A 12,611-nucleotide genomic window follows, 5' to 3' on the forward strand; every position below is an offset into this window, starting at 1 on the left:
TATAAATTGATTGTTTCGGAAAAATCCCAAGAGCCGGATTTTTCCCCTGAATACATAGACTTTCTTTTTGAAAGAGAGAGCAGCTCTTTTCTTTCTTCTTACCATGATTTTTCAAGGGGAGAAGGTCGGTGTCTTTTAAGATGCTTATTGGATAACAACAAGTTTAAGAAAAGAGCCTTAAATAAGGAGCTGGACAGATGAGAAAAACAGGCATTTTTCTATTATTTCTATTATTGATACTCTCTCCTTTCCAATCTGCTTCGGCCGAAGGATATGGAGATCTGTTCATCTCGGTCGGCGATGCCATCATGAAAGTGAAGGCGGAGGATTGGACGGCTGCAGATGGGCTTATCACCCAGCTGAACAATGACTGGGAGGCAGTCGATCAGACGGACAGCAAGGAAGCGAAGAATGTGGAAAGCTCCATTGCCGCTTTGAATGAAGCTTTGGAGAAGAAGGACAAGGAACAGGTCCTTGACGCACTAACGGATGTTTCCCATTCGCTCGTCGCTTTTGAAAAAGAACAAAATCCGGTCGACCAGGAGAAACAGCGGGAAGAATTCCAAGCTGCTTTATCACCGGTATTGGCTGATCTGAAACAAGCGATTGAGGCAAAAGATGCGGATGAAACCTTCACCCAGTATGAAGCGTTTTTAGCTGCGTGGACGCGGAATGAGTCGGTTGTGCGGGAGCAGAGCATCGCCTATTACGGAAAAATTGAAACACAGATGGGCTTTTTGAGGATCGCCCTGACGAAAGAAGAGAAGGACTTCAATAAGATCGGGGAGATTTACGGATCTTTAGAAGAGGCTGTAAACGGGTTTGCATCAGGAAAACAAGTGAAAGCCGAGAATAATAGTTATTCGCTGGATACCCTGGTCGGGCTTCTCGAAAAAGCAGACAATGCCCTTTCGCAAAAAGATACTGATACAGCGGTCTCTTCCCTAGAGGAGTTTTTAACCGTATGGCCGTCGGTTGAAGGGGAAGTGAGAACGAGAAACGGAAGCCTGTATACGAAACTGGAAAGTGATATCCCTGTCCTGGCAGGAAAGCTTTCTTCCGGAAATGCTGACCTTGCAGAGAATCAGCAAAAAATCCAGGAATACAAACAATCGGTGGAACTGCTTCAGGCGAAAACGGACTATACCATCTGGGATGCAGCCTTGATTTTGCTCCGCGAAGGCCTGGAAGCGCTGCTGATCGTGACGGCGTTAATCGCCTTCCTCCGAAAAGCAGGCGCCCCTCAGCATCAAAAGTGGATCTGGGTGGGGGCAGCTGCCGGAGTCTTGATGAGTATTGCCGCAGCGGTATTCATCACAACGGCATTCTCCTCATTGTCCGCGGGGGCAAACCGTGAGGCAATCGAAGGGTTTACAGGAGTCGTTGCTGTAGCGATGATGACAGCCGTCGGTATCTGGCTTCATCAAAAATCGAGCATCAAGCTCTGGAATCAATATATCCAGAAACAAATCGGAGTGGCTGTCTCGACAGGAAGCATCATCACGATGGCCCTTGTCAGCTTCCTTTCCATCTTCCGGGAAGGTGCTGAAACCATCATCTTCTATGTGGGAATGGCACCAGCCATCAGCACAGGTAAGCTCTTGACAGGAATTGCGGCTGCCGCAGCGATCCTGGCTGTGTTCGCCTTTGTCTTCCTGCGTTACAGCAAGAAGATTCCGGTGGCGCCATTCTTTAAAGTTGCCACGTTCTTAATCTACTTCCTGGCATTTAAGATACTGGGAGTGAGCCTTCACGCCCTGCAATTGACGGGCTACCTGGAAACGACACAGATCCAGTCATTGCCGATCATCAGCTGGTTAGGATTCTATCCAACATGGGAAACCCTTATCCCTCAGCTGATTTTAATTGCGATCTTCGTGTTGACATCAGTCAGGGTTGAAATCAAAGGTAGAGCTAAGGAACAAATAGTGTAGCGGAGGGCGTTCTCTTGCTGCACGGAAAATAAAAGAAGATGGGTGTAGAGAATCCTGCGGGAGACTCTGGCATCCATCTTCTTTTTTGTTTGTCTGATGATTGATCCGGGTCCTGTGGTAAAATAAGGATATACATAGAAAGCGAACCCTCCACTAAGGGCAGCGTTCAATTAGGAATTTTATTAATATGAGGGAACATCTGTGAAAGAGGTGAGCTTTTATGGCTATCAGTTTAATAGTCATCGGGATTATTATTTTTATAGCAGGCCTTGCGACACCAATCAGCTTTTTATATACATAGCCGGTTTCAGTTATTGTTTTTGTGTTTGGACTGATTCGGTTGCTGAGAAAGTAATCGAGCTGGGGGAGGGAGAGCAGTGGAGTTAGTAGGTATTTTTGGAGGCATAATTTTTTTCCTTATTCTGCTATCAATTGATGGTTCATTAAGAAAGCTTAATAGGACCAATTCTGAAATCCTTGAAGAATTGCGAAATAAGGATAAATAAGAGCGCGTTAATGAAACATCGTTATGCCGCTACCCAGTCATATTACAAGACCAATAGACCCGTCAATCGACAGGTCTATTTACTATTTATACCTGCCAGGAAGTCCGATTCATCTTCTTCTTACCAAACTATCAGAATAGGATTATAATGGGAATATCTTCTAACGATTGAGGTGTTGGCATGAAGCTGACGTTTTTGAGCAGTCTGCGGCTGGTCATGTTCCTATTCATCAGTTATATCTACTATTCTTCCATTCCTGAACATACAACGGGCCAGCTCATCTATGCTGCGGCGGCGGCCGCGGGGTTCTGCATCAATCATCTTATGCTCGCCACTACGAGAGGGAATAAATATTACCCGATCCCGCTGGCGCTGGATTCCCTGTTGATTTTAGGTTTTGTTTATTTTTTTCCGGAGTCCACCCTTTATTTGATTCTATTTGGTGTCAATGCGGTCACCCTCTTTTTGCTGGCAGAAAGCAAGAGGGTCCTCTGGGCATTTTCGCTATCCTTTTTTATCGTGTGGGGAGCCTGCATTTATTACATTTATCTCGCTACCGGTACGGTTGCCATCATGGAAAACACGATCAATTTTTCCTTCATTGTATTTGAAGCAATCGTCGGCCGGTTGATCCATCAATTGCTCAGAGCAAGGGCGAAAATTGAAACCCAGTATGGCGAGCTGAAGGATACTCACACGGCTTTAAAAGATGCCCATGAGCAGCTGCATCATTACTCTAGGCAGGTGGAGGAGCTGACACAGGTTCGGGAACGGAACCGGATTTCAGGGGAGATTCATGACACGGTCGGCCACAAAATGACCGCGCTGCTCATCCAGCTTCAAGTGGCAAAAGAACTTCTGGAATCACAGCCGGACAAAAGCAGGCAGACAATGCAGTTGTGCGAAGAGCTTGCGAGGAACACCCTTCAGGAAATCCGGTTATCGGTCAGGACGCTTAAGGATGACAATGAGCCGCAATCCTTCGTCACCACAGTGAGGAAACTGCTGGAGGATTACCAGGCCATGACGGGGCTTGCGTCCAATTTTTCCGTAAAAGGGGATGTTGCCCTCATCCCGATATCCGTTCAATTGGACATGACCCGGATCATACAGGAATCGATCACCAATGCGGTCCGCCATGGGCAGGCGAAGGAATGCCGTGTCGAAATGGAAGTGTCGGCCGGAGCTGTCCGGATCATGATCCAGGATGACGGGGCAGGCGTGGCAAAGGTAAGCCCCGGATTCGGATTGAAGAACATGAGGGACAGGGTCCATGAACACGGGGGGACGATTGTGTTCGAAAGCACAGCTTCACAAGGGTTCATTGTAAAAGCAAGTTTTCCATTGGAAGAGATGAAGTGGCAATTGGGGGGAGCATAGGTGGTCAGAATTTTAATTGCGGATGATCAGGAATTGATGAGGGACGGCCTGGCGACGATATTGAATCTGCGTCCGGAGCTCGAAGTCGCAGGTGTTGCGTCCAATGGCCAGGAAGCTTTTGAAAAAGCAGGGCAGATCCACCCGGATATCGTGCTGATGGATATCCGGATGCCGGTCAGCAATGGAGTGGAAGGAACAAAGCGGATTACCTCGGCCTATCCGGATATCAAGGTCCTGATGCTGACAACATTTAATGACAGTGAATTGATTTTTGAAGCCCTTGAAGAAGGGGCGAGCGGGTATTTGCTGAAGGATATGCCGACCGATGCGATTGTGCAGGCGATTATGACGGTCCAGTCAGGGGGCATGGTTCTCCCGAAGGAACTGACCGCGGATATCGTCAGGGAAATGAGGAGGAACCAGTCCGAAGACCAAAGCCATGAAGTTCCGGAGATCCTGAAAGAATTGACCGAAAGGGAAATGGAAGTTCTGAATCAGCTGGGGCTTGGATTGAACAATAAGGAGATCGCCAAGGAATTGTATATTTCGGAAGGCACCGTGAAGAACCATGTGTCCAATCTCATCAGCAAGCTTCAACTGAGGGACAGGACCCAGGCGGCCATCTTTGCGGTCCGCTATAACATCACCACTTTTTGAACACCATGACTTTCGGCATATGCCAACTATGAAATACAGCTATCGCAGCTGTATTTTTTTTATGGAAAGTTCTATCGCTGGGGGGATTTGGAAAAACGGAATCCCCTCTATACTGAAACTAACGAATCCCATTAAGACGAAGGATGTGGAGAAATGTTAGAGGTTAAAGAGTTGAAGAAAAGCTATGGAAAAAAAGAAGTCGTGAAAAATGTTTCATTTGCGATACGGAGAGGTGAGTCGTTCGGATTGCTGGGACCGAACGGAGCGGGTAAGTCAACGACGATTTCGATGATCTGCGGTCTCGTGCCGTATGACCAGGGTGAAGTATGGGTCGCTGAGCAGTCAGTGAAGGAGTCTCCCCGTTTCATAAAAGAGAAAATCGGCGTGGTGCCGCAGGAAATTGCGCTGTATCCGACGATGTCGGCCCGCGATAACCTCCTGTTCTGGGGGAAGATGTACGGACTGACCGGAGCCCAGGCGAGAAAGCGGGTCGAAGAAGTACTTGAAATCGTCGGACTGAAAGACAGAGGAAAAGACCGCATCGAAACGTTTTCCGGAGGCATGAAACGAAGAATCAATATCGGAGCCGCCCTGATGCATGAACCTGAGCTTCTGATCATGGATGAACCGACCGTCGGAATCGATCCGCAGTCACGAAATCATATCCTGGAAACGGTCAAAGCCCTGAACGAAAAAGGCATGACCATCATCTACACTAGCCATTACATGGAGGAAGTGGAGTTCCTGTGTAACCGTGTCGGCATCATCGACCATGGAGAGGTGATTGCCATCGGGACTAAAGCCGAACTGTGCAGTCGCCTGGCGGGAAGCAGTTTCATCGAGATAAAAGTTGGGTCGGTGTTCCAAGAGGAACTGGAAATGCTGAAGCAGGCGGAGCAAGGGGCGAAGATCACTTACCAAGAAGAAACCGGAATCATTGAAATCTATGTTGAAAATCCCCAGGAGGCATTAAGCTCGGTCATCACGTCAGCCGTCAACGCCGGGATCAAAATAGAATCCGTACAATTGAAAGAATCGAATTTGGAGACGCTTTTCCTGCAGCTGACAGGAAGATCGTTACGGGACTAGGAGGGAACAGAAATGAGAATGTTCACGATAGCAATGAAAGATTTGAAAATCCGTCTCAAGGATCGGAAGTCCTTCATCACCCTGTTATTCATGCCGCTTGTCTTGACGGCCATCCTTGGATCGGCCTTGAGCGGGGTGTTAGGTGAGAGTGGAAAACTTCCTGAATTGACAGCCGGGACGGTGGTGAATTCACCGGATGACCTGACAGATCAGTTCCTCGAGGATGTTTTAGGAGGAGAAGAATTAACGGAAAGCATCACCTTGAAGAAATTTGAAACAGAAGCGGACTTGCGGAAGGCGCTTCAAGAGCAGGAGATCGATACCGGACTGGTGTTCCCAGAAGGCTGGGGAGATGCCTTGATGAATGGAGAGGGAGAACAGGTCACCCTTTTAAAAGACCCGGCGAAGGACCTTCAGGCTTCGATTCTTTCGTCCATTACAGAATCTTTTACCGACAGAGTCACAACCGTTTTTACGGCTTCACGGACAGTCGGCGAGAAATTGACCTCGGCGGTGCCGGTTTCCAGTCCCGGCAGCAACCCATCAGGGATGATGGAGGAACTGGCAGGAGAGCTCTCTGCCATTGCGGGATCCCAGATGAATGCCGTCACATCTGAAAAAGATGGAAAGGAGCCCATTTCCGGCATGCAATATTACGCAGCAGCGATGGGTGCCATGTTCATTCTGTTCAATACAACCATCGGAGCCAAAACGATCATCCAGGAAAGAAACACGGAAACATTGGCAAGGCTGATGAACAGTCCGATCCGCCATTCGACCATCATGGCTGGTAAGTTCCTCGGTACTCTATCTTTTACTATCCTGCAGTTCATCGTATTTGTCATGGCCACCCACTATCTGTTTGATGTGGACTGGGGAAGCAATGGAGGGCAGCTGCTTGTAATCGGCCTTGCATATTCTGTCGCAGTCTCCGGATTGGCCATGGTCATTGCCGGGTTCATCACAGAAGAAAAAGCAGCAGACGCAATCGGGGGAATCGGCGTTCAGATCCTCGCACTTCTTGGCGGGTCAATGATTCCGCTGGCTTCCTTTCCTGACGCACTGCAGAAGGCTGCGAACATCGCTCCGAATAAATGGGCGCTTACCAGCTTGCTGGACATCATGAACGGCACTTCCTGGGATACACTGGTCCTTCCCGTCACGGTACTCTTGCTGAGCGGAATGGCCGCGCTGGCAATCGGATCCATGAAACTAAAGCATAGATAAGGAGAGAGAAAAATGAGAAGAATCACAGCCATTGCTGCTTTTGAAATAAAAAGGATCTTCCAAAGACGCCGGTCATTCCTGCTTCTGTTCGGAATGCCGTTATTATTCACCTTCATTTTCGGGGCCCTATTCACCGGGGATGGAGAAACACGGCCGAAAATTTCCGTGGTCGACCAGGACCGCACCGAGATGTCGCAGATTTTGATTGAGGAGATAAAAAATGCCGGTGCTGTCCATATCAAGATGGAAGACGGTGAGTCAGCCAGTGAAAAACTTGCCAATCAAGAAATCTCGGGTTATATCAACCTGGAAAAAGGATTTCAAGAAGAAGTTCTGAACGAGGGAACACCGGAGATCCAGTTCGTTTCCTCGCCTTCCTTCGAAGGAGCGGGACTGCTGGAGCAGATCATCAATGACAGTCTTGTAAAATTGCAAATCACTTCAGCGGCTGCAGGTTTTTATGAAGAGACAACGGGAGAAGAAGCCGGTGCTGTCCGGGAAAAAATTTCTGATGAATTGGCTTCGGTTCCTGCAGCAGTGGGAACGGTAACGGTAACAAAAAGTGCTGACCAGCAAACCATGAACAACTTGACGGCAAGGTCCGCCGGTTTTACCATCATGTTCGTCATGATCGCCATCCTATCCAGTACAGGGGTGCTGCTGGAAGCAAGGCAGACGGGTGTCTGGTACCGGATGATGTCGACACCGGCTTCAAAAGCGGAGCTGCTAGGCGGATATCTGCTGGCATTCTTCCTGATCGGCTGGATCCAATTCGGCATCTTGATGACCGTGTCAGAATGGTTATTCGATATTCAATGGGGCAACACGCTCGCCAACATCCTTCTGGTTTCAAGCCTGCTGCTTTGCACCATCGGCCTTGGCCTTTTCATCGCCGGATTCGTCAAAACATCAGAACAGCAATCTGTGTTCGGCAACCTGATCATCATTTCGAGCTGCATGCTGGCCGGCGTTTACTGGCCGGTGGAAATCATGCCAGATTTTATGCAAAAGGCAGCCAAGTTCATTCCTCAGTATTGGGGGCTTGAAGGTTTTACAGAGCTGACGGCAAGAGGCGGGACCATCTCGGATATCATCGTACCTATTGGAATCCTGCTTGCGTTCACCGTTGTGTTTTTGGCAGTGGGGATGAAGCGGGTGAGGTTTGAGTAGGAGGGACGAGGAATAACCTTGTCCCTTTTTTACTATGTTGAGAAAGTACGATGGCTTAACTGCCTGCACGGCTTTCCTTTCTCCTGTATAGTTAGAGTAGAGCAATTGCTGGATTCAATCATACAAAGGAGGAAGATGAATGAGAAGGATTATCCTATCGACCGAAAGCGGTGCCGATTTACCAGGTGATTTAGCTGAAAAATACAATGTTCAAGTGGTGCCGATGCATATCATTATGGACGGGAAAGATTATTTAGATGGTTCTTTGCCGGTTGAAGAAATATATGACTATTATGAACGTACCAAGAAGATACCCTCTACCACGTCAACAAATGCCCATGAGTATCAGGAGTTCTTCTCGAAGATCCGAGAGACTTATCCTGGATGCACCATTATTCATATTGGCTATACCTCAAAAGCATCTTCTTCCTTTCAGAACGCAGTCATTGCTGCCGAAGAATTCGATGACATTTTCCTCATTGATGCCCTGAACGTTACTGGCGGCCTGGCCGCAATCGTGATGTATGCGGCCAAGCTGTTAGAAAAAGAACCTGGCATTGAACCTCTCCGTTTGGTAGAAAAAATAGAAGAGGCAGTGCCTAAATCAAGGCTGGCCTTCATCCCGGGCAGCTTGGAGTTTTTAAGAGCCGGAGGACGGGTAAGCAATATGGCTTCCCTTATTGGCACACTGTTGAAAATAAAGCCATGCATCGAGTTGAAGGATGGAAAGCTTGTTTCAACGAAGAAGTACCGCGGAAAAATGAGCGGAGCTGCTGAAAAGCTCTTCAGGGATTACATAAATGAATTCAACATTGATAGAGAACAACTTTACTTTATATACTCGCTCGGACTTGATGAAAGTATCAAGCAGCGGATGGATGAAGCCGCCAAAGAAAATGGCTTCCAAAATGTCAGATGGATTCAAGCGGGCGGAATGATCTCCACCCATTCTGGAGCAGGGGGCTTTGGCGTGGCTGGATTGGAACGATGATTGAACACAGAGATTGGAGATGAGAATATGAAGGATCCCATCATCATAGTCGGAGCAGGTTTAAGCGGCCTTCGTGCAGCATCCCTGCTGACTTCTCAGGGGATTGAGTGCAGGGTGCTCGAAGCGCGCAGCCGCATTGGCGGGAGAGTCCTGAGCAGGGCGGTCGAGGTAAGCCCTGAAATTGGCCGGTTCGACCTGGGGCCGACCTGGTTTTGGCCGGATCATGAGCCTGTGATCTCTAATCTGGTTACAGAACTTGGCTTACAGACGATCATTCAGCATACAGATGGAGCCGTACTTCTCGAGCAATCCAAAAATGGACCTGTCCAACGGCACTTACTGCCGGAAGGGGCGGTTCAGAAATCGGTCCGGCTCGTCGGAGGAGTCCAGTCCCTCATTGAAGCTGTATTCGCAACTCTTCCTTCTGGGGTAATCGAATTGGACACACGAGTAATCGGCGTGTCGGAAGATGAAGAAGGGAGGATTACGGTTGAGGCAGAGCGTTCTGATGGACATCTTAAGAAAATCAGTGCGGGAGCGGTCATCTTTGCGCTGCCTCCCCGGATAGTGGCAGAGCACATTGATTTCTCTCCGGCCCTTCCCCGGGAGCTGGCGGCAAGCCTGAAAAACAAGCCGACCTGGATGGCAGGACAAGCAAAGGTTCTTGCTGTTTATGAACATCCATTTTGGCGGGAAGACGGGCTTTCAGGCCAGGTGATGAGCTGGGCGGGGCCGTTGCAGGAAATCCATGATGCTTCTCCTGAAACAGGTCACGGAGCATTCTTTGGTTTCTTTGGATTGTCGGCTGCCGACCGCCGGGAACTTGGGGAGGAAAAGATACTGGAGTTGGTGGTCAGGCAGTTGGAGCGGCTTTTCGGACCGGCTGCTGCCAAACCAATTTCTCTGTTGTATAAAGATTGGTCCTCTGATGCGGAAACAGCTGTTGAGGAGGATCTCCAGCCGCTGAACAGCTTTCCGGACTACGGGCTGCCAGTCAAAAGCGGGACTTGGGAAAAGAAAATCATTTTTGCAGGTACAGAAACCTCACCGGAATTTGGCGGGCATCTCGAAGGGGCGCTTCGATCGGCGGAGCGTGCGGTGGATGAGGTTAAGAAGTTGATCAGACCCTGAATGGAAATGCGCAGCATTATATGCTGTGCATTTTTTTGTATCTCACTCGGGAAGCGGGGTGCATCAAAAGCTGAGAAAGAGAAAATGATGTCTCTCGCACGGGAAGCGGGGTGCATCAAAAGCTGAGAAAGAGAAAATGATGTCTCTCGCACGGGAAGCGGGGAACATCAAAAGTTGAGAAAGAGAAAATGATGCCCCCAAAGAGGGTCAATGCCATCATCAAAAGAGGAGCGTGCAGAAAATGATGTCCCCAAAGAGGGTCTATGCCGTCATCAAAAGAGGAACGTGCAGAAAATGATGTCCCCAAAGAGGGTCTATGCCGTCATCAAAAGAGGAGCGTACAGAAAATGATGTCCTTAAAGAGGGTCTATGCCATCATCAAAAGAGGAGCGTGCAGAAAATGATGCCCCCAAAGAGGGTCAATACCATCATCAAAAGAGGAGCGTGCAGAAAATGATGTCCTCAAAGAGGGTCAATGCCATCATCAAAAGAGGAGCGGGAGGAAAATGATGTCCCCAAAGAGGATCTATGCCATCATCAAAAGTGGAACGTGCAGAAAATGATGTCCATAAAGTGATCCGTCCCAGCATCGACTTTTTCTTGAATGTCCACCTTTATAAAGTAAAAGTGAAACGGGGCTTAAAAGCGACTGCAACTTTTTTCCTAAAGAAGATGTTGAAAAAATGAGAAAATTGTCGATATAATATTTGAGGCAGTTGTGCTTTTTGAACTGTTGATAAAGGCAAACTTTTCGAAAGAGAAGGACGCAAAGCCGCGGGTCTAAAGCAAATGCCAGGACAGCCGGGCTGCCGACTATTCAAAAGGAGTATGAGAATGAAAAGAGAAGAGAATGAAATCCAGTTATTCCTTTCAAAGTTCAATGCGATGCTTGAACTATTGGATGACGACAGGAAAAATGCCGACGAATTCGCCAGGTTCCTGCGTTTGTTCCTTAGATTGAGGCCCAAGTCGTATAGCTTACCTATGATGGAAGTGATGACGGTCTTAAAGTACCGGAAACCCTATATATTTGAATCCATCAAAGCAAGAGGGAAGAACGAAACATATTTTCAATTTTTGACAGGAATCACGACCGACTTGCGCACTGCTGAAAAAAACCTGTATGAATACCACTTCGGAAAGACAAGTCCCCTATAAAAAATAGGAAAAGAAAGCAGCGGCTGGATGAGGCCGCTGCTTTTTGATATCTTTTCGCATTTACAGTTTGGTGTCTGATAAATAATTTAGGCAAGTAAGGACATTTGTCCTTTCTTTTATCCTATAAAACATTTTAAATTATGAAGGAGAACAATTCGTCAAGGGGTGGGGAATGATGGAGCGGATAAACGGCCTTCAGCGTATACGTGATTTTCTTGGACAGCACGATCTTCTAACTTTATTTAAAACTGAACATGTTAACCAGTTTCAATTATATCGTTTGGAAAAAGGGGAAGTCCTTTGCTCGGAAGGAGAAGAGTTGGAGGAACTCATGATTTTAGTAGAGGGAAGAGTCAAGATCACCAAGACTCTGCCCAGCGGAAGTTCGCTGCTGCTCAGGTTCAATGATGCCTTGTCCATAATGGGTGAAGTGGAGTTTGTAACGAAGAAACCGACGAGCAATACTGTTACATCAGTCGGTGAATGCTATGTGATTGGAATTCCTTTCGATTTGCTCTACGAACATTATTACCAGGACCCTTTGTTCCTGCAATATATAAGTAAATACCTGGGTCATCGATTATACTCCTCTTCCAATACGGCCATCCTGAATGCTTTGACCAAAGTGGAAAATCGATTTGCAGGGTATTTAATTGCTGTGAATCCGGACCAGGGCGGAACCAATTCGGAGGAAATCAGGACGGAAAACCTGGTGGAAACAGCGGAACTGCTGGGTACCAGCTACAGGCATCTCAATCGGGTCATCAATGACTTCTGCAAAAAGCAGATGATTGAAAAAAGGAATGGCCGAATTTTTATCACCGATCTTGAAAAACTGGAAGAGCTGGCGGATGGAATAAAATACGAGTAAGGGGAGAACAACCTATGATTCAAGGCATTATCTTTTCATTGCTGGCAGGGATCTTCATCACCCTGCAGGGGATTTTTAATACAAATGTGAGTTCAATGGTGGGGCTCTGGTACACGACAGCCATTGTCCACGGAATCGGGCTGCTCGGCTCGATTGCCGTCTTGCTTTTCCTGAAAGACGGATCACTAAGCAAGATTACGGAGGTCAATAAAGTATACTTGATTGGCGGTTTATTCGGAGTCATCATTGTCTACAGCACCATGAAAGGAATATCGATGGCCGGGCCGGCTTTTTCCATTTCGGTTGTCTTGATTTCACAATTAACCATAGCCCTGATCATCAACACATTCGGATTGCTTGGGGTAGAGGCGGTGCCTCTGAGTTTCAGTAAAATCATCGGCGTCCTTGTCATGATTACCGGAGTCGTGATTTTTCAAATGAAGTAACGCATTAACGCGGTGGGGGACTGTCCCCCACCGCGTTAATACGTTAATGTA

General features: G+C 47.7%; 14 protein-coding genes, 1 pseudogene and 1 riboswitch. All 15 genes and pseudogenes read left to right on the plus strand.

Annotated features, from left to right (window positions below; all coding sequences use genetic code 11):
• The first annotated feature begins 197 nt into the window (after positions 1-197).
• The gene (locus ACOJQI_RS02480) at positions 198-1,934 is read left to right on the plus strand and encodes an FTR1 family protein (protein WP_421383218.1); all 1,737 of its coding nucleotides are present in this window, start codon (positions 198-200) and stop codon (positions 1,932-1,934) included.
• A gap of 377 nt (positions 1,935-2,311) precedes the next feature.
• A complete protein-coding gene (locus ACOJQI_RS02485; protein WP_421383220.1) occupies positions 2,312-2,440 on the plus strand; it encodes a hypothetical protein in 129 nt (42 codons plus the stop codon).
• 180 nt (positions 2,441-2,620) lie between these two features.
• Positions 2,621-3,820 (plus strand): sensor histidine kinase, encoded by a 1,200-nt coding sequence (locus ACOJQI_RS02490; RefSeq protein WP_421383222.1) that lies wholly within the window; start codon positions 2,621-2,623, stop codon positions 3,818-3,820.
• Positions 3,821-4,477, plus strand: coding sequence for a response regulator (locus ACOJQI_RS02495; RefSeq protein WP_421383224.1), 657 nt, complete (start codon positions 3,821-3,823; stop codon positions 4,475-4,477).
• A 153-nt stretch (positions 4,478-4,630) separates the two neighbouring features.
• Positions 4,631-5,306 (plus strand): annotated as a pseudogene (locus tag ACOJQI_RS02500) (ABC transporter ATP-binding protein); the annotation flags it as partial.
• A 272-nt stretch (positions 5,307-5,578) separates the two neighbouring features.
• Positions 5,579-6,793 (plus strand): ABC transporter permease, encoded by a 1,215-nt coding sequence (locus tag ACOJQI_RS02505; RefSeq protein ID WP_421383226.1) that lies wholly within the window; start codon positions 5,579-5,581, stop codon positions 6,791-6,793.
• A 12-nt stretch (positions 6,794-6,805) separates the two neighbouring features.
• Entirely contained in the window at positions 6,806-7,963 is a 1,158-nt protein-coding gene (locus tag ACOJQI_RS02510; RefSeq protein WP_421383228.1) for an ABC transporter permease, read from the plus strand.
• A gap of 139 nt (positions 7,964-8,102) precedes the next feature.
• Positions 8,103-8,954 (plus strand): DegV family protein, encoded by an 852-nt coding sequence (locus tag ACOJQI_RS02515; RefSeq protein WP_421383230.1) that lies wholly within the window; start codon positions 8,103-8,105, stop codon positions 8,952-8,954.
• A 27-nt stretch (positions 8,955-8,981) separates the two neighbouring features.
• The gene (locus ACOJQI_RS02520) at positions 8,982-10,085 is read left to right on the plus strand and encodes a flavin monoamine oxidase family protein (protein WP_421383232.1); all 1,104 of its coding nucleotides are present in this window, start codon (positions 8,982-8,984) and stop codon (positions 10,083-10,085) included.
• A 210-nt stretch (positions 10,086-10,295) separates the two neighbouring features.
• On the plus strand, positions 10,296-10,436 hold the full coding sequence (locus tag ACOJQI_RS02525) for a hypothetical protein (protein WP_421383234.1): 141 nt from the start codon (positions 10,296-10,298) through the stop codon (positions 10,434-10,436).
• Between the two features lie 18 nt (positions 10,437-10,454).
• The gene (locus ACOJQI_RS02530) at positions 10,455-10,595 is read left to right on the plus strand and encodes a hypothetical protein (protein ID WP_421383236.1); all 141 of its coding nucleotides are present in this window, start codon (positions 10,455-10,457) and stop codon (positions 10,593-10,595) included.
• 18 nt (positions 10,596-10,613) lie between these two features.
• Complete coding sequence (locus ACOJQI_RS02535; RefSeq protein WP_421383238.1) at positions 10,614-10,772, plus strand: hypothetical protein; 159 nt, start codon at positions 10,614-10,616, stop codon at positions 10,770-10,772.
• 44 nt (positions 10,773-10,816) lie between these two features.
• Positions 10,817-10,899: riboswitch (cyclic di-GMP riboswitch) on the plus strand.
• Positions 10,900-10,919: 20 nt separating this feature from the next.
• The gene (locus tag ACOJQI_RS02540) at positions 10,920-11,243 is read left to right on the plus strand and encodes a hypothetical protein (protein WP_421383240.1); all 324 of its coding nucleotides are present in this window, start codon (positions 10,920-10,922) and stop codon (positions 11,241-11,243) included.
• Positions 11,244-11,415: 172 nt separating this feature from the next.
• Complete coding sequence (locus ACOJQI_RS02545) at positions 11,416-12,114, plus strand: Crp/Fnr family transcriptional regulator (RefSeq protein WP_421383242.1); 699 nt, start codon at positions 11,416-11,418, stop codon at positions 12,112-12,114.
• A gap of 14 nt (positions 12,115-12,128) precedes the next feature.
• Entirely contained in the window at positions 12,129-12,560 is a 432-nt protein-coding gene (locus ACOJQI_RS02550) for a DMT family transporter (RefSeq protein ID WP_421383244.1), read from the plus strand.
• The last annotated feature ends 51 nt before the right edge of the window (positions 12,561-12,611 follow it).

The organism is Bacillus salacetis, assembly GCF_049177075.1.
In the GTDB taxonomy this organism is placed as follows: domain Bacteria; phylum Bacillota; class Bacilli; order Bacillales; family Bacillaceae_B; genus Rossellomorea; species Rossellomorea salacetis_A.